Origin of the sequence: Halostagnicola larsenii XH-48, from assembly GCF_000517625.1 — an archaeon.
Lineage (GTDB): Archaea > Halobacteriota > Halobacteria > Halobacteriales > Natrialbaceae > Halostagnicola > Halostagnicola larsenii.
This window is the reverse complement of the sequence record NZ_CP007056.1, coordinates 551338-573680: the sequence shown is the minus strand read 5'-3', so window position 1 is coordinate 573680 and position 22343 is coordinate 551338. Positions and strand designations below refer to the sequence as shown.

Here is a 22343-nt window from a genome sequence, read left to right as displayed (position 1 = left end):
GGCGTGTGTCCGAACTTTCCGCGACGTTTGTAAATTCCTCCTCACAAGTTGGCACAACTGCGGACATAGTGGTGTCTGACGCACCTGCAATACCCCTTCGAATCAAAATTAGTCCGTCTGAAATTAGCCCACCTGAGAGCAGTTCGTCTGAAAACAGTCCGGTCAATCTGGAGTCAGTCCGTCTGACTGTATCCGTGCGAGGCTGGAGCGCGCTCTTCGACGCCGTCGATTATCTGCGTCGCTGCTTCTCCTTGTTCTATTGCATCGATCAGCGACCGTACCCGTTGGAGAGAAATCTGTCCTGGTGCGTACTCGCTCGTATCGGTCTCGAGGGGTGCGTATCCGAGTTTCGACCCGTACAGGGGACCGAGAACCCGAACGTGGCTCCCTATCTCACCCATCGAGATACCGGCAATCTGAATTCCATCTTCCGTCGCGGAGTTGATCGCACGTAGCATTCGGAGCGTATCTGTCCGATCATTTGCAAACGTCGCTACCTTCGCGATATCACCGTACTGGGCGCACTCCTCGATGATCGCGTCGAGCGTTGTTTGGTCCGGCGTTTCCTCGAATTCGTGAAAGGAGATGATTAGCTCGATGTCCGTCTCGCGAAACTCTTCGAGAACCCACTCTTTTCCGCGCGCGGTTTCCAGTTCGATATCGACCATTTCGACGGACTCGGACCGTGCCGCTTCCATCAATCGATCGAGTCGACCGTGATCGATTGCATTGCCGCCGAACCACTGTGAACGGTTCGTCGCAATGATCGGCAACTCCCCGTCGTAGTTCTCGAGTTGCGCGAGTGGGTCCTCGGCCTTGTCCATTCGAAATTCAATACAATCCGCCGCCCCTCGAGCTTCCGACTCCCGTGTTAGATCATTCGTTGTCGCTGCAAGAGCGAACTCCTCACGGTCCATGGTACGGTTTCTCACTCAACGTTATAAAATGTTCCTATTCACTCCCCTTCCGACTGTTGCACAGCGTCGCTGGCGAAGTCGATACTTCTCGTCTATTCTGGTTTTCCATTTCGAGTAGTCTCTAGCGGTGACACAATTATATCTGAAACATTCTATATGTGTTGTATTGGTATGTTTGATGGTACTGTCGGCATATTCCGCTGATGGGAGATCTACAATCAAAATCACCGTATTTGTCACATACTCACTTGAGTATCTCTTATCGTTGTATACAGTCGATCTCATCGATGATATCTGTCGGTTAGTATCGACCCAACCCATCGGGAGATATTTTGATAGGTTCGTCCGTCGGCCTGGACGAATTCCCCATTATTAGCCTCTCAACAGCAATATTCCGTGTATGGGCACCGCACAGCACGATCTTCTGTATGCCCTTCCTATTGGCAGTGAGATGATACCCACGATCTAGTAGCCATACACTCAATATATCATATGGTGGTCAATCTCTAAAAAGTACAAACAATCAAATATATAATCTCCTCGATGGGCCTGTGTTCTATTGTTGGATGATACGAATACTACTGCTGGTACCGCCGTTTTCGGACACCGATTGGAGACACTTCCACCTTCAGACACCGATTCGAAGCGTTCCCAATCCGAAGCATTTCCAAAGCGTTTACCGATTCCACCCGAAAACTCCGTGCAAGCGATGGGTTGGCAGTATCGGGAAACAGTGCTCACCGTCTGTACGTTGGCACTGTTCGTAACGGTGTTCGGACGACTGGCGATCAGCCCGGTCGTTCCCGATATCGCAGCTGAGTTTGACGTTTCTCGTACACAAATCGGAGCCGCCTTGACGTGTATGTGGCTCGCGTACGCACTGACGCAGTTTCCCAGTGGGATACTCGCAGGCCGGTACGGCGAACGACTTATCATCCTAATTTCGGTCGCGGGAACAGGTCTCACGACGCTCGTGATCGTAGTCGCACCAGGATTCGGCGTCTTCGTTCTCGGAACCGTCTTACTCGGCGGCGTGGCCGGGCTCCACTACAGCGTGGCGACCACGCTCCTGACGCGGATATACGACGATACAGGCACTGCAATCGGGGTTCACAACTCGGGTGCTCCGCTTGCGGGCCTGGCGACACCGGTCGTGATTACGTGGGTGGCCGTTCGGTATGGGTGGCGACCGGCTCTCTTTCTCACAGCGATCGTCGCATTTCTCGTATTCATTCTTGCGCTCTGGCGTATCCGCCCCATTGAACCGTCGAACCCCGATGGATCGATGAGTGAACAGTTCAAACTCGAGCCAATTTTCGATTTGCTCTCGCGCCCGCCGATCGTGTTCACGGGCACTATCGCGATCGTTACGGAGTTCAGTTGGCAAGCAGTCGCCTCGTTTTTGCCCACGTTTTTGGTCCAGTACCATGGACTTTCAACGACGCTTTCGGGAATCCTGTTTGGATTGTACTTCCTTTCACAGGGCGTGTTACAGGTTGGTGTCGGTGCTATTGCGGATCGTTTCGGACGCGATCCGGCGATCGGGATTTGTATGATTTCGGGCATGGCTGGTTTCAGTCTACTTATTCAGGGGCCAAGTACGGAGCTGATGGCCGTCGGAGCCGTTTTGCTCGGGATCGGCATGGGATGGGGGGCAGCGGTGTTTCCCCGGTTGATGGATCGACTTTCTGAAGACGAACAGGGATTCGGGTTTGGGCTCTTTCGGACGGTCTACATGACGATCGCCGCCTCCGGTTCGGTGGTCGTTGGATCGCTCGCGGACCTGTTCGGTTGGGGCGTTTCCATCGGCTTCCTGGCGGTTCTTCTCGGTGTCGTCTGTCTTTTGCTCGTCGCAAACTACGTTCTCGACTGTGGGTACTGATATACCAGTTATCACAGAAACCCCCATTGTATTAGATTCCTCAGAACTACTGATGAACTGTTTCAAACGAGGGTCTTCCTCGCGTCGGATCGACTGTACTGGTGGTTTGTGTTGATGAACCCACTGTGAACTCGCTCTAGAAACGACCGAACTCCGTCGATAGAAGACGAACGTACCGAAAGCGAAGGATAAGACGTGACAAAATCGAAAGATAAGACATGACGAAAGCGAAGAATAAGACGGAACGAAAACGAGAAGTTAGCTGCGGATTGCTCGGACCGCTGGGGCGGCAATAGTCGCGATGCTCAGGAGGATGACGGTGAGTGCGATTGGGCTAGTGTAGAATATATCCAGCGACCCGCCGGAGAGTTCGATCGATCGTCGAAGGTTTTCTTCGGCTATCGGTGCGAGTATCAACCCAAGCACCATCGGGGCTAACGGATACCCTCGGAGACGCATCACGAAACCGAGCACACCCGCTACAGCCATCACCCACGCGTTGAAAACCGTCCCGGAGAGTGCGATCGCTCCGATCACACAGAGGACGAAGATGACCGGCCAGAGGTACGCCTGCGGGATGTTGATCAGACGGGCCCAGTAATTCGCCCCGAGGAGTCCGAACACGAGGATAATAACGTAAATCAACAAAAACCCGATAAAGATCGTGTACAGTAGCCCCGATTCGTCCTCGTAGAGTCCAGGGCCAGGATTGACGTTGTGGACCATCAGTGCACCAATGAGCAGCGCCGAGACGGAGTCGCCGGGTATTCCGAGCGTGAACGTCGGAATGAGGGCGCCACCGGTACTCGCGTTGTTTCCGGATTCGGCTGCGGCGACCCCGCGGATATTCCCTTCTCCGAACGACGGTGCCGTGCCTTTCAACCATCGCGTCGCTTCGTTGTAGGTGATAAACGACGCGATGTCCCCGCCGGCTCCCGGAATCGCACCGATTAGTGATCCGACGACACCCGACCCGATCGAAACCGGTGCGATCGATTTTACGTCCGCAAACGACGGTAAGACTCCGGTGATATCCTGATCGGGTTTGTTCTGCTCGTCGTCAATTCCCTGGGCGTACTTTCGCAACCCTTCGGCAATCCCGAACAACCCGATCATCACCGCGATGAACTCGATGCCGCCCATCAAGTTGGGGATGTCGAACGTGAAGCGTTGATAGCCGCTGATCGGGTCGATGCCGATTGTCGCGATCAGCATACCCAACAGGCCCGAGATCATTCCTTTCGGCACCGAATCACCGCTCACGCTCGCGATGATAGTCAGCCCGAACAGCGAAAGCGCAAAGAACTCCGGTGACCGGAATTCGAGCGCTGCATTTGCGATGACTGGCGATAGAAACATCAGCGCGAGAACGCTGATGATTCCACCGACGAACGAGGCAATCGTACTCACTCTGATCGCGCGGCCTGCCTCACCCTTCTTCGCGAGCGGATACCCGTCGAAGATCGTGGCAGCGGCCGACGGGGTTCCGGGCGTTCGAATTAGAATCGCGGGGATCGACCCTGCGTAGACTGCACCGCCGTAGATCCCGAGCAGTAGCATCATACCCGTCGCCGGTTCCAGGGTAAAGGTAAACGAAAGCAACACTGCGATCGTCATTGTCGCGGTCATACCGGGGATCGATCCCATTAAAATCCCGAGCAAGACCCCGACGACCATGAGGGTGAGAACGAGCGGATCGAGGACGTTAGCGAAGCCGGTTGTGATATCTGTTAGTACCATTGTAATCACACTGGAAGTTGTGGCAAGAGGCGGGAAACCGGGATGATTCCTTCTGGCAATCGAACCATGAACACCTGGCTAAAGACGTAAAAGAGCAGTATCGGCAGTCCGATCGAGATCAGCGCGATCATCAGTTTGGACCGAACGGTTGAGTAATACAGCGCAATCGGTAGGAACAGCATCGTTCCGACGAGAAAGCCCGTAATTGGCATCAACAGTAGATAGCCGACCAGGAACGCGAACATGATTACCGCAGGCGTGATCGAGAAGTCGCTCATCTCGAGTTGGGTATCGTCGTCGACGAGGATGTCAGCGATTCCGAACGCGATGATCCCGACCGAGACGATAATCGGGAAGAATCCTGGTCCGAGACTGCCTCCATCCGGGAATTGGTTTGCGGAAGCGATAACCACGACCGCAACCAGCATGAAGATTGCGGCGAGCGGGTTGGATTTGAGTTTGTTAAGAACCATACCTGATGAACGGGGACTATTTTGGCGGTGAACACACACCGGTGTTGCCAGTCGTGTGCCCCTTCATAGTGGGCGAGAAGCGATTCGTCTCGTGAACGTTTTTGTTCGTAATCATTTTTGTATCGATTCGATACTACAAACGCTCTGTTGCTCCTGTATAAGTGTACTGGTATCCGCTGGTTTAATCCATTAGAGGGGACATAGCAGCGATTCTGTGATTTCAGTTCGGAGCTCGCCGTCGAATTGATAGCCACAACCGTTCGTCTTCTCTTGGTGTAGATGGTTCCACTTCACGGGATCGTGACGACGGGACACGAAGCATTGAGTAGAATCGACTGAGCGACGCTCCCGAACAATGCCTTTCCGGCGGGAGACCGCCGTCGCGGCCGGACAACGATGTACCGAGCGTCGACGTTCGCCGCGTATTCGACGATTTCGTCAGCTGGGTCTCCGACGATCCCAACCGTTTCGTAGGGAACGTTTATGTCAGGAACCGATTCCTCGGCCATCTCGGCTGCAGCGTCTCTGACTTCGTCCATATCGAGGGGTTTCTCTGCTTGCGCGCTCGTTGCCCCGAGATTGACGAATTCGGATCTGGTCAGTGCGTGTACGACGTGTACCGGCTCGTCGACAAATGTCGAGAGCTCGGCGGCTTGGGCGACGACTTCGCTGGCCCGGTCGGATCTATCTACTGCTGCGATGATCGTCATGTCTCATCTCTCTCGAGTATTCCTTATTATAGTTTCGCCAGTCACGATCGATTGGCGGAACCGCGGTAGTATCGCTTCAGCGTATGCTAACCGACAGCTTTAATTGTAGAACTAGTGCATCTGCAACCGATTATGAGCGTCACTACCGTTACCGATGGTATCGCCCAGGTCCAGTTCGAGCACGTCCGGGTCCTGGTTCTCGAGGATGTTCCGACCGGGAAGACAACGCTCGTCGATACCGCCTTCGATGAGAACGGCGAAGAACTCGTCGCCGCGCTCGAGGCCGAATACGAAACGATCGATCGGGTCATCATCACCCACGGCGACCACGGTCACCACGGCGGTCTCGACCACGTGATGGAAGCCTTCGATCCCGAACTGGTCGCCTCCGCAAACGAGGAGAAGTTACACGACGCGATCGATCACGAACCGGACGTTCTCTTCGAGGACGGCGACCTCCTCGAGGGCGACATTCGCGTCATCGAAGTGCCGGGCCACACCAAAGCGACGTCGGCACTGTTGCTCGAGGATCGAGGAATCCTGATCTCCGGCGACACGCTCGACGGGTCCGATCGAGGCGGTCTTCCGGAGGGGTACCTGCTTCCGCCACCGGCGTTGTTCAACGACGATCACGAGGCGGCTGAAATCAACCTCTACGATCTCCTGCAGTACGATTTTGAGACGGTACTCGTGTTCCACGGCGCGCACGTGTTCGAGGATCCGAAGCAGAAACTCGATGACTTTCTCGTCGAACGCGAGTGGGACCCACGTCCCTGATACTGCCGACGAGATCCGCTTGGACGTCCGACTGATTTTCCTTCTCTACCGCGAAGCGAGCCGAGTGCATCGGCGCCAGTCCCGAGGCGATGGCCCGCCTGCGTTGAATTCGCCCGAGAAATCGAGACTGTCAGGTCGCGGTCTCGCTTCGGCAGTGGCTCGTCTCAGCATAGACCGCACTTTCCGACAGTTGATCGTCTCTCCTATCGGGCCGGCATCGACTGTTTGTTTGTGAGAATCGACTGCTCGTTTACGAGAATCGGCTGTTCGTCTGCGAGGCGTTAGAACGCAACACCGCGTCTACGGAGTTCGGCTCGAGTTACGTTCGGAGGCTCAAGTTACGCTCGGAGTTCAGAAACGTCGAAAACCGGTTTGCAGGTCTCGCCGTCGAGGAACGCTTCGAAGGCCGCGTCTGACTCGAGCAAGCTAAAGCGGTCGTCGAGGAACGTCTCGTGGTCGACATCGCCGGACCCGATCAATCGAAGCGCGTGTTCGAAGTCCTCGTACATCGCGCCGTAGGAACACTGCAGGTCGATTTCGGCACGAACCAGGGGTGTGTACGCCATCGTCGTTTCGCCCGTCTGGCCGATCATCACGATCTGACCACCTTTGCGAACTTCGTCGACCGCCATCGGAAGTCCGGACGGATGCCCGGTCGTATCGAAGACGACATCGTAGCCGACGCCGTTCGTTCGTTCTTCGCGTACTGCCTCGAGATCGTCCGATTCGACGTTTATCGTCGAGTAGCCGAGCTCTTCTGCAAGCGGGAGTCGGTACTCGGTATCCTGACCGACACCGGCGACGACGACGTCGCCGCCCTGTGCAGCCGCGATCTGTGCGGAGAGCAGCCCCATTGGTCCGGGCCCAGCGACGAAAACTCGGTCACCGGCGCTGACTCGAGAGTTTTCGATCACCGCTCGCGCGCAGATCGCGGTCGGTTCGACCAGCGCCGCGTGTCGGGGTTCGACGTTGTGGGGGACCGTCTGGACGACGGCTTCCGGGACAGCGATGTATCCCGCGTACGCGCCGTCGCGGTCGACGCCCGTGATATCGGTGTTCTGGCAGACGTTCTCTTCACCCATCCGGCACTGGTAGCATTCGCCACAGCCCCGAATCGGTCGTTCGACGACGCGGTCGCCCGTCGAAACGGTCGTGACCTCGCTTCCAGCCTCGATCACACGGCCGGTGTATTCGTGGCCGATAACGGTCGGCAGGTCCATTCGTTCGAACGCCGGTTTGAATTTGTAGATCCCAGCGTCGCTGCCGCAGAGTCCGGCATACTCGATTTCGATCAGTACTTCGTTTGCCGCTGGATCGGGTCGCTCGAGATCGATGAGTTCCATGGCTCCAGCGTCGCGACTAGTTTTGGCTAAACCGCGCATGTCGGAGTTTCTTTCCCGCCGTTGTATAAACTTGTGGATCGACCCTGGAACGATACTGGCGTCCGGAAATCTGCTGAGATGAGGTGGATTGATACGATTTCGAGGACACATCTCGCTTCTGTCCTGACTCACTCGCCGCGGATTCCGAAACCGCTCGAGTACCGGAACACGATGTGGGCCTGGATGGGAACCGCTGATTGCCGAATAAGGGGCGTTCGAAAGCGGGAGTCTCGAAGGAGAACGACTCTCGTTTTAATGCTTAGGATCTAACAAACAACTGCGAAACGGAGGTATTCGAAAGGTTTAAAATGATAGATCATAACTTACCGGTAGAATGCCAGACATTCACAGTAGCAATACCAGTGGGAATGGTGTACTGACTCGTCGGAATGCGATCAAGGCCCTCGGTGGGTCCGGTCTCGCACTGACCGCGGGCTGTCTCGATCAGCTCCAGTCCAGCGGCGACTGGCCGTCTGGTCAGATCGAGATCATCGTTCCGTGGGCGGCCGGTGGTGGCGCCGACCGGACGAGTCGAGCCGTCGCCGACGCGGCTGAGGAGTACACAGAAGTCTCGTGGAATGTCGCGAACCAGACGGGTGGATCTGGATCGGTCGGAATGAACGAGGCCGCCAATTCGGCCGGCAATGGACACACGCTCGGCGTTGCGGCACCGGAAATCGCCCTGTACCAGCACCTCGATCAGGACGATCTCGGCCCGGACGACATCACCCCGATCATGCAGTACACGGAGATGCCCGCGGCACTCGTCGTTCACGAGAACTCTGATTACTCCTCGGTCGGCGAGTTCGTCGACTACGCCGCTGACAATCCGGGAGAAATCGACATGGCCCAGTCCGGAAACGGTTCTTCTTGGCATCTCGCTGGGGCCGGATTCGCCGACGAAGCGGATATCGAACTCGATTTCGTTTCCTACGATGGAGCCGAACCGGCGATCACAGCCGTCGTGAACGAAGAAGTCGACTGTACCGTCGTCGGCGCGGCTGAGGTCCGATCCTATGTGAACGACGGCGACCTGACCGCACTGGGTGTAATGTACGAAGAGGAACTCGATGCGCTTCCCGATGCCCCTGCGATGGTTGACGAAGGCATCGACATCCAGATCGGTTCCTGGCTCGGACACTTCGGATCCGGCGAGATGTCGTCGGACCTGCAAGAGGAGATCGCGGGCGTCTACGAATCCGTCTACGACGACGACAAGTTCTCGTCGTTCCTCGACGAAAATCAGTTCACGCAAGTCCAACGCGGACCGTCGGAATTCCAGGAGTTCATCGACGAACAGTACGAGTACTACGGCACTCTCGTCGAAGATCTGGACATTCAGGTCTAAGCTGCGTTCGGCGCTTTCGACTACTTTTTACGCACCAACTGACCCCGCTTCTGGCTTATGGGCGGGTACGTGTAACGATTCGACTCCTCGCGGCTACAGTTTCAACCAGTGGAGAAACGATGACTTTCAGTAGTGGCTCACGCTGCTGAAACAAGAATTTATATCGCAGTATCACCCAGCACGTACCATGATCGACCGCCACCGTGTCCGGGCCGAGACGCCGACAGAGGAACGAGTACTCGAGGCCATCGAGGCCGGAATCACCGCTGCACACCCACGTACGGTAATCACCGAGGCGATAGCACTCGAAGACGAGACGCTTCGGATTGCCTCCGAGCGGTTCGATCTCTCGGCGTACGACGACGTCTACGTCCTCGGCGGTGGAAACGCAGCGGGGCAGGTCGCCAGTTCGATTGCGGACCTTCTCGGCGACCGTCTCACGGGAGGGATCGTCGTCACCGACGATCCGGCATCCGCGGGTCCGGTCGAGATGGTCGAGGGCGATCATCCAACGCCGACCGAATCGAACGTCGACGGGACGCGTCGCCTCCTCGAGTTGGCTCGAGACTGCGACGAGGACACGCTCGTCGTGGCGCCCGTGACCGGCGGTGGCAGTGCCCTCCTCGCTGCACCAGCGGAAGGGATCACCCTCTCGGATCTTCGAGGGCTGACCGACGAACTGCTCCGAAGTGGCGCACCGATCGCGACGATCAACACGATCAGAAAACACGTCTCTTCGATCAAAGGCGGACAGCTCGCGCGCGAACTCGCTCCCGCGACGACGGTGGGGCTCGTCTTTAGCGACGTGACCTCGGGTGATCCGTCGGTGGTCGCAAGCGGTCCCCTGTCACCGGATACGACGACGTACGAAACCGCCCGTACCGCCCTCGAGACGTACGATGTCGATGCGCCGGCTGCGGTTAGCACTCATCTGCAGGCGGGCGAGGACGGCGACGTGGCCGAGACTCCCGTCGATGGCGACGCCGCATTCGATTCGGTCTCAGTGTGTGTCCTCGCGGATAACTTCACTGCGGTGTCGGCTGCCGCGGACGTCTGTGAGGATGCGGGATACGAGACCGTTATCCTCTCGACGTCCGTGCGCGGTGAGACGCAGGCGGCCGCCAAAACACACGTCGCGATCGCCGAAGAGATCCGACGCACCGGAAACCCGGTGTCCCCTCCTGTCGCGATCGTCTCCGGTGGCGAAACGACGGTGACGATCACCGGGGACGGCATCGGCGGCCCGAATCAGGAGTTCGCACTGAGTGCGGCCCTCGAGCTGCCTGATGACGTGGTTCTGGGCGCAGTCGATACGGACGGCATCGACGGCCCGACCGATTCTGCCGGCGCGCTGGTTTCGAACGAGACGATCATAGATCGGATCGCTGCACACGCCGCACTGTCCGATAACGACGCCTACACGTACCTTGAGGACCGAGACGCGCTCTTGTTTACGGGACAGACTGGGACGAACGTGAACGACCTTCGCGTCATGCTCGTCGGCGAGTAACGGGTCGCTTTCTGGCGACCCCGTTGCCGGGAGTACGATCATTTAAGAGGGTTGCTTGCAATCACTACTGGTATGGGAATACTCCATACCGCGATGGCAGTGTCGGACCTCGAGGCGACGAAGGCATTCTACGAAACGCTCGGCTTCGAACACACGAACGACTTCAAACGGCCGGGAGACGACGTCCGAAACTACTTCGTCGGAACCGGGTCTGGCGGCGAACTGCAGTTTCGATACGACGAGAACCGAGAGGAACCGATCGATCCGTCCGGCATCGATCACCTCGCAATCGGCGTCGAGAACGTCGACGAGGAGGTCGACAGAATCGTGGACGAAACCGACTGTCCAGTGGTGACAGAGCCGACGACGATCGATGCGGTCGATACCCGCGTCGCGTTCATCGAAGATCCGGACGGCTACGTCATCGAACTGGTCGAACAAGAGTAGCCAAGCGGCGAACACCTCGCTTGTTCGCCGGTTACGTGTAATCACTCAGTGAGGTGTCGGTGCTCGACACACGACTATCGAACCGATTGGTGTATTCCCCTGCGATCCACCCTCGACCGTCTTCGCTATCAGCGTTGATACTTCGTTCGTCCATCTTGGTTCTCGAGTACCAGAAATCGGTAGATTAAGGTGACTCACACCGTTTCGTACTCGCATGCACACCATCGAGCACGACGTAGAGCGGCCAGATTCATCGCTCGTTTCGGCGTTCGAAACGGTGCCAAGCACCATTGTCTCGGACGTCACCGGGAATATCGGACTCACGATGGACTCCGGAATCAAGCCCTGTCGCAGCGACGTCGATATGGCGGGGACTGCGATCACCGTCAAAGCGGCACCGGGTGACAATCTCATCATCCACAAGGCGATCACGATGGCCGAACCCGGAGATACGCTCGTCATCGATTGCGACGGATTCACCGAGACCGGTCATTTCGGTGAACTGATGTGCACCACCTGCCAGGCCAACGACCTCGCTGGACTGGTCATCGACGGGAGCTATCGGGATAAACGGGAAATCGCCGAGATGGGATTGCCCGTCTACGGCCGCGGCGTCCACCCCAAGGGTCCGCTCAAGCAAGACCCTGGATCGATCAACGTGCCGATTTCCTGTGGCGGCGTCACCGTCAACCCGGGCGATATCATCGTTGGGGACGACGACGGAATCGCGGTCGTTCCGGCCGAGAGCGCCGAAGAAGTCCTGGATCGTTCGACCGAGAAACTCGAGTCTGAGGACGCTGTACGGGCCGACATCCAGGACGGAACGTATCTGTACGAACGGAACGGGTACGACGAACTGTTCGAGAATATGAACGTCGTCGGCCCCGAAGACTCGATTCAGTAGGTCGGTACTACCTGGTTCGGCCTTCGTTTCCTGGCCTGAGTCGATGTTCGACTCAGCTATGCAGTCTTCTCGAACCGATTACTTCTACCGAACGGCATAGTCGACTCTGGTCGTCCTATGTTTCAACATGGTTGGAGACATCCAGAGGGCTTAAGAACGTAGACAGCAAGATAGTACCATGACCGACAGCGGAAAATCAGCTGCTCGCCGATTGACGAGCGTTTCCCAGTCTTTCACTATCGTCGAATACCTACAGGGAGTCGATTCGGCAACCCTCTCGGAAATCGCCGACGCCCTCGAGATGCCGGTGAGCACGGCACACATCCATCTGGCGACGCTCGTCGATACCGGCTACGTACGTAAAGACGACGGAGAGTACCGCTGTGCATTTCGCTTCCTCGAGACCGGCGGGGAGATGCGTGATCAGATGGCGCTCTTTCAGGCGGCCAAACCCGAAATCGACGACCTTCGCGAGACGTCCGGTGAACACGCAAATCTGACGGTCGAAGAGGACGGCTACTCGGTCCAACTGTACAAATCCGAGAGTCCGGATTCGGTAGACGACAACGCCCCGCTGGGACAGCACCTCTACATGCATTCGACTGCAACGGGAAAGGCAATTCTCGCTACCCTCTCGACGGCGGAAGTCGACGCCGTCATAGAGCAGCGGGGCCTCGCACAACAAACTGATACGACCATCACCGACGCGGCTGTGCTCCACGACGAACTAGACGAGATTCGAGAGCGGGGCTACTCGATCAATCGCGGTGAGCACTTCCGTGGGGTCTGTGCCGTCGGGACTTCAATAGTATCGAAACCCGACGATGTCATCGGCGCGATCAGCATCAGCGGCCCTCGTAGCCGGATGGGAGCCGACCGGATCGAATCGGACCTCGCACCGGCGTTGCTCGACAAGAAGAACATCATCGAACTCAAGATTCGACAGTTTAGCTAACCTCGTCGTTCGGCTGGCGTCGACGAACTGATTCTTGCTGTTACTCCATCTGGTCGCAGTTGTTGGCATCTGTTCGTGGGCGTCCGTTCGAAGCATCTGTTCGTCGGTGCTCGAATCCTCGACTACGATTGTTGATCATGAATTACAACCTTACGATTGTAATTTTGTGGTCGCCATTCTAATTTCAATAATATCGAATCAATGCCGGTGCTCGAGCAAGTCGTTGCAACGCTATTTCTACTCGAGCACCGTTGCATCGGCCCGATGACAGCGTTTTCGATCCACAACTTATAAATGCGATACACCAGTAATCGAGTTCATAGATGGCCAAACAGAACGTTCTAATTACGGGTCCGCACGGCGAGGCCGGACAGGCCCTACGAAAGCACTTGTACGACAAGTCCCAGTACGATTTCACGCTGCTCGATTTGAACGATCACCCCGACTACGAGACGCACGTCGCGGACGTCAGCGAGTACGACGAGATCCGCCCCGCGTTCGACGGACAGGATGCAGTGATCCATCTCGCGGCACAGTCCGACGCGGGCGCATCGTTCGAGGGCGTTATCGAACCGAACATCGTCGGCACCTACAACGTGATCAAAGCGGCCGAAGACGCGGGCGTCGAGAAAGTGATATTCGCGTCCTCACAACGCGTGATGGGGTTGTACGAGGAGGATAACTCCCCGGAACTGTACGAGGAGGATCACCCCCTCCTGCTGGATCACGAGTCGCTCCCGAAACCGGACGGCTACTACGGCGCGACGAAGATGTTCGGCGAACATATCGGTCGGGTTCACGCACGTTCCGACTCGCCACCGTCGCAGTTTTTCTCGATTCGGATCTCGAGCGTTCGACCAGATCCGTACGATCATCCCTACGGCGACGCCGAACGCGGCGTCCAGCGGGGTACCGAAGACGGCGTCGATCCGGAAGGTGGAGCCTGGGACCCCAGTCAAACGGGGTCGTGGGAGCGCGGCAGCGACGAGTACGAAGAGATGGTCAAGCGACTGAAGTGCACCTGGACCTCACAGCGTGACTTCGCCCACCTGATCGAGTGCTGTCTCGAGAACGAGACGGTAACGTACGATGCGTTCTACGCGGTGAGCGATAACGCCGGCCGGTGGTTCGACACCGAACACGCAAAGGAGGTGCTCGGATACGAGCCACAGGACGACGGTGCCGAATGGGAGAGCCCGCCCGATGTCGAGACACAGTCAAACTAATTATTGAAACCCTGCGTGACGACCAGAGCGGGGAGTGACTCGTGGGTCCCACCGAACCGTTGCCGACATCCTTGCGGCGCTGAAACTTCGTTTTCGACGTTAGCGGTGCGAAATCGACGAACTACTGGCCCGGCCGTGGGCACGTTTCGATAGTACTGAAACGAGTGGGTGCGACGAGAGACGGACGTTTCCGCCGGCCCCTTGTTGGTCGTCGTCTCGCCCAATTCCCTGTCGATCGCGACCGAGTCTGTGAGTCGACAGTAGCGGGTGGGTTGCTGCTGTGCTCGCAAAGGCTGTTTTGACATAGTGACTAGTGTTCTCTTTTAGAAAACCATTTATCACTATCCGTGGTTGAGCGTCTTCTGCTGAGCGATTCCAGTCTAACCGGCTGTCTCCGCCAGTCTCGTTGCCTTACTGTCCACAACCGACGCTAGGTGGCGTCACGAAGTGTACGCCGGGAGGTATTCCTCGTTCGCCTCGAGTAGGTCGTCAACTAATGCATCGACTTCCTCGAGCGTGCAGACTGCGGCCGTCAGCGGATCGAGTTTGACCGCCTGACGAAGCCGTTCTTCGTCGCGCTCGAGTGCTGCGTCGACGGCGAGCGACTGAACGTTCACGTTCGATCGGTTGAGGGCGGCGAGCTGCGGCGGAAGATCTCCGATTGTGCATGGGCGAACACCCGTTCTGTCTACGAGACAGGGGACTTCGACGAGCGCGTCGTCGGGGAGATTCGTGATGAGTCGGCCGTCGTTCGGGACGTTGAGGTTCATCCGCCGGCGCTCACCGGTCTCGAGCGAGTGGATGATCCGCGCGGCGTACTCCCCGGATCGCGAGAGCGACCGATCCATCTCCGCCTCGTCGACCCCCTCGGCGTGATCGATGGACCGCCACTGCTCGAAGTACTCGCCTGTCGGGAGCCAGCAGACCGGCGAATATTCGAATTCCTCTGCGAACGGGTCGTACGCGCTGGCGTCGACGAGGCGGTCGATTTCGTCCTCGTCGTGACGAAAGTAGGGGAGGTATTCGCTGAGGTGGTGGCTCGATTCCGTGATGAATTTCCCGAAGTGGTCCATCGTTTCGAAACGGACAACGTCCTCGGCGTAGGTTTCCGGATCGGTCATCGCCTCCTGTAGGTCCGGGTAGAGACTCCGGCCATCGTGTTCGATCTCGAGGAACCAGGCCATGTGATTGATGCCTGCCACCCAGTACTCCAACTCCTCGAAGGGGACGTCGACGTAGGATGCGATGTCGTGGGCCGTCCCGACGATGCTGTGGCAGATCCCGTAGACGTCGATTTCCGTCTCTTTTTCGATGGCCCAACAGACCATCACCATGGGGTTCGTGTGCTGCAATAGGGGGGCGTTCGGACACAACTCCTCCATGTCGCGGGCGATCTCGAGCATCGTCGGAATCGTTCGCTGGGCCCGGAAGACGCCGCCCGGGCCGAGCGTATCGCCGACGGACTGGTTGACCCCGTAGCGCTGGGGAATCTCGACCTCGTTTTCGACCGGTTCGACGCCCCCGACGTGGATCATCGTGATGACGTAGTCCGCGTCCTCGAGCGCTTCCCGACGATCCGTCGTCGCCTCGACCGTCGCGGGGAGGTCGTGTTCGTCGACCAGGACGTTCGTGGCCGTCTCGATCCGCTCGAGTCGATCGGCGTCGATATCCATCAGACTCAGCGTCGAATCCTGTAACGCCGGAAACGAGAGTACGTCACGGACGAGCGTCTGCGTGAACGTGTGACTTCCAGCGCCGATAAATGCAATCTTCACCATTACAGATACGTTGCCATAGTCCACAATAAGCGTGCGGGATGGCACGTCTGTCGTGGCAGTCGATCTTCTGTGGGACGTTCGATCGATTTACGCCGAACGGATCCACACAGCCATCTCGCCGGGATCCCGGTTGTCCCAGAGGAAGTACGGTACGGCGGTTACTGTCTCCGATTTCGTACTCACTCGGTCGTCGGGTTGGTACAGCGGCGGTCGGTCAGTCCCGGATGACTCGGTAGCGCCTCCCTCGTCATCTGACTCCCACGACTCGAGAGACGGAGCGATCGCATCACAGTCGATAACGACGGGGTTCGAGAGGGCCGCGTTCTCGAGGTCGTCGGCGAGTTCGTCGTCCTTCCGCGTTCGCTGCTCCCCCTCGAGGTCGAGGCTGTACTGTCGGAGCGGCCGGTCGTTGTCCGCGGATTCGAGACAGTAGACGAGCGGTCCCCGGGTCAGCGCGACGCGCCCGCAGTTCTCGCCGACTGCAGGATGCATCCGCACCGGGACGATCGACTGAGCGAACGTCACCTCGATTCGGTCCTCATCCCACTCGCGCTCGATGGTCACGTATTCGGCCTCCCCGGACGTGTCGTTCTCGCCCGCGCGGACTTCGTCGCCGTTGACCCTGATTACGGCTTCAGTACACCACGACGGCACCCGCAACTCGAGCGAGAACGTCGCCGGATCCTCGGTCCGGACGTCGATCGTCACGTCCTCGCTCCACGGATAGGTCGTCGTCTGCTCGAGTTCGACGGCCGTACCGGCGACCGCCGTCGATATCGTGCTCCCGACGTACTGGTTGACGTACAGCGATTCGGGACCTCTCGCGTACAGGTACCGCTCGAGGGAGGCGAGCAACCGAGTGACGTTGGGCGGACAGCACGCACAGTCGAACCAACCGCGCCGATGGTGGTCGCCGCGACTCTCGAGGCGATTGTCGTAGAAGAACTCGGTTCCGTCGACGGAGACGCCCGAGAGGACGCCGTTGTACAGCGTTCGTTCGATCAGATCGGCGTATCTGGCGTTTCCGGTAAGTTCGAACAGCCGCTGATTCCAGAAGACGCTCCCGATCGCAGCGCAGGTTTCGGCGTAGGCGGTTTCGTTCGGGAGGTCGTAATCGTCTGTGAACCGCTCGCCGTGCTCGCTCGAGCCGATCCCGCCCGTCACGTACATTCGTTTGCTCGTCATGTTCTCCCAGAGCTTCTCGAGGCGCTCGAGAAGCTCCCGATCGCCGGTTTCGGCGGCGACGTCCGCGACGCCGGCGAAGAAGTACATCGCCCGAACCGCGTGCCCTTCGACCGTTTCTTGCTCGGGTAATGGTTCGTGGGCTTGCGCGTACGAGCCGTCGTATTCGCCGTCCTCGTAGAACGCACCGCGAGCGTCCGTCGCGATTCCGCCGTCATCCGGATCGTACCCCGCAATCGATTCGACGCGTTCGAACTCCCGTTCGAATCGATCGTTTCGACCGCGACGGTCGACGAACGTCCGTGCGAGCTCGACGTAGCGTTGCTCGTCGGTAACGCGAGCGAGTTTCACCAGCGCCAGTTCGATCTCTTGGTGGCCCGGCGCGCCGTCGATTTCGTCGTCGACCCTCGCACCGATGTGGTCGGCAAACCGCGTCGCAACGTCGAGCAGTCTCGAGTCGCTCGTCGCGCGGTAGTGGGAAACGGCAGCTTCGATAAGGTGGCCCGCACAGTAGAGCTCGTGCATCATGTTCAGGTTCGTCCAGCGCTTTTCGGGCTCCTCGAGCGCGAAATACGTGTTGAGGTACCCATCGTCTTCCTGGGCACTGGCGACGAGATCGATGATGTCGTCGACCCGTTTTTCGAGTTCGTTCCGACGGCTCTCGTCGAGCCCGGCGTCGGAATCGACGTCTCCGTCCGCGAGCACGTAACTGGCCGCCTCGAGCCATTTGTACGCATCAGAGTCGGCGAACCACATCCCCTCGAATCCGCCCGAGTCCCCGGAAGCGGCGCGACGAAAGTTCTCGAGACACCCGCTCGATTCGAGTTGTTCGTACTGGTACTCGAGCGTTGTTTCGCGGTTCGTCTCGATCCAGCCGTTCCAGAACTGATCGTCGATGGACACGTCGGTCAGGTCGACTGGCTCCGCGCGGGAACTGTCTACCATTGTCTCGGAGTAACACGATGGCTTGCCGTAACGTTTCCCCTTCTGGCAATCGCCGACGGTTCGTGTTCGGCGAGCGATCCGAACCCGAGTAATCACCGATGGCTCGAGTGTAATCGAGAGCGGGCCGTCTTCGACTGTCGCGTCGCGTTTGACGGGCGATCAACTCGCTCACTGCGCCGCGGACGACGCGAGCGCGCTCGCTAGCAACTCGTCGACGAGCGCGGTCGCAACCGGGCAGATCCCGTAGGCATCGACGAGTCGAACGGTACAGACGCGGACGGAGCCGTCGCCGTACCGACGAGTCGCAATCGCCGCCGACGGGTTCGCGAGCCACCCCTCGACGTACCCGAGCGTCACGTCGTCGTTCTCGCCTACGGCTGCGACCATGTACGGGTACTGCCCGTCGAGTTCCCATCCCGGAACCGGCCCGAGGATCGACTCGAGTCGCTCGTCGTTGGCGTAGAACAGCGACGCGACGAGGTTCCAACTTTCGTCCTCAGGCAGGTCGTGGTACTCGAACACCGTCTCGTCGGCGACGGTCCCGTCCCGATCGGCCAGCAACAGCACGTCGCCGCCATCGTGGGCGTACTCGAGCACCGCGTCATTCGTCTCCGAGACTATCGCGACGGCTACAGCGTCGTCGAGTCGGTCGACGACGGGCACGCCTCGCTGCTCGAGTTCGCCCCGGAGACTCTCGTCCATGACGTAAATCGGTTCGTCGCCGCCGCGGTCGCGAACCGGCTCGGCGGCGTCGGTCCGCGGCCCGATCGTCACAGACTCCTCAGTTGTCGCATCGCCGAACTCGAGGGTCACTGTCTCCGCCGTCATGCCGTCTACTGACGGTGCGTCGATGGTCACGAAGTCGTCGACGCGGGAGGTCGACGCGGACTCGACCGCGACTGCTTGTCGCCCCGATTCGCCGGCGGCAGTCCACGACAGTTCGGCCTCGAGTCGCTCGTCCGTGTCGTTGACGATGACCGCGTCCGCCACAATGGACTCGTCGTCCCAGACGGTTCGTGACTCGAGGTCGAGTTGCACGGTAACTGGCGCGTTGAGACGGGCAAACGCGTCGTGAAACGCCTTTCGCTCGCGGCGGTAGTCGAGGATCCCGTTGAACTCCCACTCGATGTCCGAGAACTCCGTGATGACGTAGCCGGCGACGTCGTCTCGGGAGCGCATTCGCTCGATGATGTCCTTGTTCGAGCGGAATTCTCGCCACTGCCATGCCTCGACGAGCGACTCGAGTCCGTCGAACGCCGACGAGAGCGCAGTCCCCTCGAACCGCTCGCGGTAGCCGTCGGGACGTTTCAGCCCTTCTTCAAGGAACTCGTAATCGAACCAGGGCGGTCGCTCGCCGTAATACTCTTCGATCGCGGGCGCATCGCACAAACCCCACGTGCCGAACTCGGAGACGACGAGCGGCGCGTCGTCGGGATCCGTTTCGGTCGCCGCGTAATTGTCTTCCGGCCGGTCGCTCATCCGTTCGAGGTCCGTCGCCCAGGCGTCGGCTCGGTCGGGGCTGACGAAGTAGCGGTGGTAGTCGTTGACGTCGGTCGCGACGTGCGCCCACCCGGAGTTGTCACAGACGAGTCGCGTCGGATCCCGCTGGCGGGCAGCCTCGTAACAGTCGGCGAGGTAGCGCTGTTTTTCTTCGTCGTCCCACAGCGACGTCTCCACGTCCAGTCCCTGCGGGTTGCCGATTCCCCACTCTTCGTTGTAGATACTCCAGATCACGACGCTCGGGCGGTTGTAGTCTCGCTCGATCATCGCCTCGAGCTGTTCGAACACAGCGCGCCGCGAGCGATCGGTGTGGACCGTCGGATTCGCGGGCTCCTCCCAGACGAGGATGCCGAGTCGGTCGGCACACTCGAGGAAGTCGGGGTGGGCTGGCTTGATGTGCTTGCGAAGCAGGTTGAAGCCGAGCTCCTTGGCGGTTCGAACCTCCTGCTCGAAGCAGTCGTCGCTAAACGGTCGATACAGCGTCTCCGGGTAGTAGCCCTGTTCGAGGGCGCCTCGGATGAAGTACGGCTCGCCGTTCAGGTACACCCGCCCGTCTCGAGCCTCGACGCTGCGCATTCCGAAGTAGTCCTCGTACCGGTCGACGACGCTCTCGTCGGCCTCGAGGTCGACGCGCACGTCGTAGCAGACCGGTGTCTCGGGCGTCCAGTAGTCGGGATCGGGAATCGGAACGGTGGCCGCCCCCGCCCCGTTGGCGTCGATCGCCGCGGATTCGACTGCGATCTGATCGCCGTCTCGAGCGACGGCGACGGTCGCGTCGATGGACTCGCCGCTCGCCCCGTCGAGTCCGTCCACGGTGATCTCGACGTGGGCAGTGTCCGTCTCGAGATCCGGCGTGACGCGGATGCGGTCGACATGAACTAGCGGAACGGTCTCGAGGGTCACATCCTGCCAGATGCCGCTAACTCGCTGGTACCACGGCTCGCCCTGCTTGCCGTGTGGCAGTTCGCTCAGATCGTCCGGGTCGACGACCTCGACGACGATGTCGTTCTCGCCGTCGACGAGCGCGTCGGTGACGTCGAACTCGAAGGGAAGGTAGCCGCCGCGGTTCGTCCCGACACGTTCACCGTTGACCCAGACGGTCGCCTCGTAGTCGACGGCGCCGAACCGGAGGCGTCGCCGGACGCTGTCGTCTCTCGGCGTGTCCAAGGTGATCGTTCGCCGATACCACGCCGTTCCTGTGTACGCTCGGTACGCCTCAAGTTCCTGCCAGGCGTGAGGTACCTCGACGGTCCGTGCTCGCTCGGGCCAGTCGCGGTCGGCTTCGTACCAGCTCGCCTTGCGTCCGACCTTCTCTGGGTCGGTGGCAAATTGCCACGAGCCGTTCAGTACTGCGGTCCGTCGAACATCGTCCTTCCGAAAATCTGTGTCCATATCGTGTGCGTCTCCTCGTTGGTCGAGCGTCAGTCGTCGGTACAGTCGAGAGTCGCTTACCGCCGGTTGATGGTCGTTCGCTCAGGCGGCCTCCTCCGCTTCCTCTGTCTCGGCCTCGGCGACCTGTCTCTCCCTCGTTCCCGAGAGCAGGTTGTCGCCACTTTGAGTGTCGAAGAGGTGGATATCGTTCGGATCGAACGCAATTTGGGTGGTCTCGCCGACGGACGGTTTCACGTCGCCGTCGACGCGAACGCGACACTCAGAACCCGCGATGTCGAGGTAGACGAAGTTGTCGCTGCCCGCTACCTCGACGACATCGACGGTGCCAGTAATCGTGTTATCGCCGGTCGCGTCGTACGTGATGTCTTCGGGACGGATGCCCAGTTCAAGTCTGGACTTGGCCGCCGTGTCGCGGATCGTATCGCTGATCGACGGCGGGATGGCGTACTCGAACCCGTCGCCGACGAGCGTCGTTCCGTTCAGTTCGACGTCGAAGAAGTTCATCGCCGGACTCCCGATGAAGTCCGCAACGAACCGGTTTGCGGGCTCGTTGTAAACCTCGTCCGGCGGCGCGAACTGCTGGAGTTCGCCTCCGTCGAGGACGATGATCCGGTCGCTCATCGTCAGCGCCTCGTGCTGATCGTGGGTGACGTAGATCGTCGTCGTCCCGAGATCCTCCTGCAGTCGCTGGAGTTCGGTCCGCATGTGAACCTTGAGCTTCGCGTCCAAGTTCGACAGCGGCTCGTCCATCAGGAAAATCTTCGGGTCGCGGACGATCGCTCGCCCGGTCGCAACTCGCTGTTGCTGACCGCCCGAGAGGTTTGCCGGTTTGTCGCCCAACTGGTCTTCGATGCCCATCATCGTCGCCGTCTCGCGGACGCGCTGGTCGATTTCGTCGCTGGAGAGGTCCGTCGTCAGTTTCAGCCCGTAGGCCATGTTCTTTCGGACGCTCATGTGCGGGTACAGCGCGTAATTCTGGAACACCATCGCGATCCCGCGATCTTGGGGCTCGACACCCTTGATACTCTCATTGCCGATCCGGATATCTCCGCCGGAGATCTCTTCGAGGCCGGCGATCATCCGCAGCAGCGTCGATTTGCCGGACCCGGACGGGCCGACGACGGTGATGAATTCGCCGTCCTCGATTTGGGCGTCGAATCCCTTGATCGCGACGAAGTCGTCGAGGTACACTTTCCGCACGTTGTCGAACGTTACCGAAGCCGCGTCGTCTGTCGTTTCACTCATTGTTGTAGCTCCGTTGGTGGTCGTGAGTAC

The 22343-nt window shown here is 59.0% G+C and carries 17 protein-coding genes; 8 read left to right on the top strand and 9 right to left on the bottom strand.

From position 1 onward, the window contains the following. Window positions 1-173 precede the first annotated feature (173 nt). Window positions 174-917 (bottom strand): type I 3-dehydroquinate dehydratase, encoded by a 744-nt coding sequence (locus HALLA_RS16400; protein ID WP_049954554.1) that lies wholly within the window; start codon window positions 915-917, stop codon window positions 174-176. A 709-nt stretch (window positions 918-1626) separates the two neighbouring features. Here HALLA_RS16400 and HALLA_RS16395 point away from each other — a divergent pair. Continuing rightward, window positions 1627-2799: an MFS transporter gene (locus tag HALLA_RS16395; protein ID WP_049954553.1), complete on the top strand. Its 1173-nt coding sequence runs from the start codon at window positions 1627-1629 to the stop codon at window positions 2797-2799. Between the two features lie 258 nt (window positions 2800-3057). Here HALLA_RS16395 and HALLA_RS16390 read toward each other — a convergent pair whose 3' ends face one another. The 3 genes from HALLA_RS16390 to HALLA_RS16380 all read right to left on the bottom strand — a co-directional run bounded on the left by HALLA_RS16390 (window position 3058) and on the right by HALLA_RS16380 (window position 5722). Beyond that, a complete protein-coding gene (locus tag HALLA_RS16390; protein ID WP_049954552.1) occupies window positions 3058-4539 on the bottom strand; it encodes a tripartite tricarboxylate transporter permease in 1482 nt (493 codons plus the stop codon). 5 nt (window positions 4540-4544) lie between these two features. Beyond that, window positions 4545-5012, bottom strand: a complete 468-nt coding sequence (locus tag HALLA_RS16385; protein ID WP_049954551.1) for a tripartite tricarboxylate transporter TctB family protein — start codon at window positions 5010-5012, stop codon at window positions 4545-4547. Window positions 5013-5302: 290 nt separating this feature from the next. Next, complete coding sequence (locus HALLA_RS16380; RefSeq protein ID WP_049954550.1) at window positions 5303-5722, bottom strand: universal stress protein; 420 nt, start codon at window positions 5720-5722, stop codon at window positions 5303-5305. 132 nt (window positions 5723-5854) lie between these two features. Here HALLA_RS16380 and HALLA_RS16375 point away from each other — a divergent pair, with 132 nt between their 5' ends. Continuing rightward, the gene (locus HALLA_RS16375; protein ID WP_049954549.1) at window positions 5855-6499 is read left to right on the top strand and encodes an MBL fold metallo-hydrolase; all 645 of its coding nucleotides are present in this window, start codon (window positions 5855-5857) and stop codon (window positions 6497-6499) included. A gap of 338 nt (window positions 6500-6837) precedes the next feature. On the opposite strand, the gene HALLA_RS16370 is transcribed toward HALLA_RS16375, so the two are convergent. After that, the gene (locus tag HALLA_RS16370; protein WP_049954548.1) at window positions 6838-7881 is read right to left on the bottom strand and encodes a zinc-dependent alcohol dehydrogenase; all 1044 of its coding nucleotides are present in this window, start codon (window positions 7879-7881) and stop codon (window positions 6838-6840) included. A 334-nt stretch (window positions 7882-8215) separates the two neighbouring features. Between HALLA_RS16370 and HALLA_RS16365 the strand changes: the two genes are divergently transcribed. From HALLA_RS16365 to HALLA_RS16340, 6 genes are all read left to right on the top strand, one after another. Further along, on the top strand, window positions 8216-9229 hold the full coding sequence (locus HALLA_RS16365) for a Bug family tripartite tricarboxylate transporter substrate binding protein (RefSeq protein WP_049954547.1): 1014 nt from the start codon (window positions 8216-8218) through the stop codon (window positions 9227-9229). A gap of 187 nt (window positions 9230-9416) precedes the next feature. Beyond that, entirely contained in the window at window positions 9417-10739 is a 1323-nt protein-coding gene (locus tag HALLA_RS16360) for a glycerate kinase type-2 family protein (protein WP_049954546.1), read from the top strand. Between the two features lie 72 nt (window positions 10740-10811). Next, window positions 10812-11186, top strand: coding sequence for a VOC family protein (locus HALLA_RS16355; protein WP_049954545.1), 375 nt, complete (start codon window positions 10812-10814; stop codon window positions 11184-11186). Between the two features lie 214 nt (window positions 11187-11400). Continuing rightward, complete coding sequence (locus tag HALLA_RS16350) at window positions 11401-12090, top strand: 4-carboxy-4-hydroxy-2-oxoadipate aldolase/oxaloacetate decarboxylase (protein WP_049954544.1); 690 nt, start codon at window positions 11401-11403, stop codon at window positions 12088-12090. A gap of 178 nt (window positions 12091-12268) precedes the next feature. Beyond that, a complete protein-coding gene (locus HALLA_RS16345) occupies window positions 12269-13045 on the top strand; it encodes an IclR family transcriptional regulator (RefSeq protein WP_049954543.1) in 777 nt (258 codons plus the stop codon). A 323-nt stretch (window positions 13046-13368) separates the two neighbouring features. After that, a complete protein-coding gene (locus HALLA_RS16340) occupies window positions 13369-14271 on the top strand; it encodes an NAD-dependent epimerase/dehydratase family protein (protein WP_049954542.1) in 903 nt (300 codons plus the stop codon). A gap of 440 nt (window positions 14272-14711) precedes the next feature. On the opposite strand, the gene melA is transcribed toward HALLA_RS16340, so the two are convergent. The 4 genes from melA to HALLA_RS16320 form a co-directional block, all read right to left on the bottom strand. After that, window positions 14712-16049: an alpha-galactosidase gene (gene melA, locus HALLA_RS16335; RefSeq protein ID WP_049954541.1), complete on the bottom strand. Its 1338-nt coding sequence runs from the start codon at window positions 16047-16049 to the stop codon at window positions 14712-14714. A gap of 87 nt (window positions 16050-16136) precedes the next feature. Then, window positions 16137-18176 carry a glycoside hydrolase family 127 protein gene (locus tag HALLA_RS16330; protein WP_049954540.1) on the bottom strand — a complete coding sequence of 680 codons (2040 nt, stop codon included), beginning with the start codon at window positions 18174-18176 and terminating at the stop codon, window positions 16137-16139. Window positions 18177-18344: 168 nt separating this feature from the next. Beyond that, entirely contained in the window at window positions 18345-21068 is a 2724-nt protein-coding gene (locus HALLA_RS16325) for a glycoside hydrolase family 2 protein (protein WP_049954539.1), read from the bottom strand. 81 nt (window positions 21069-21149) lie between these two features. After that, on the bottom strand, window positions 21150-22313 hold the full coding sequence (locus HALLA_RS16320; protein ID WP_049954538.1) for an ABC transporter ATP-binding protein: 1164 nt from the start codon (window positions 22311-22313) through the stop codon (window positions 21150-21152). Between the last annotated feature and the right edge of the window lie 30 nt (window positions 22314-22343).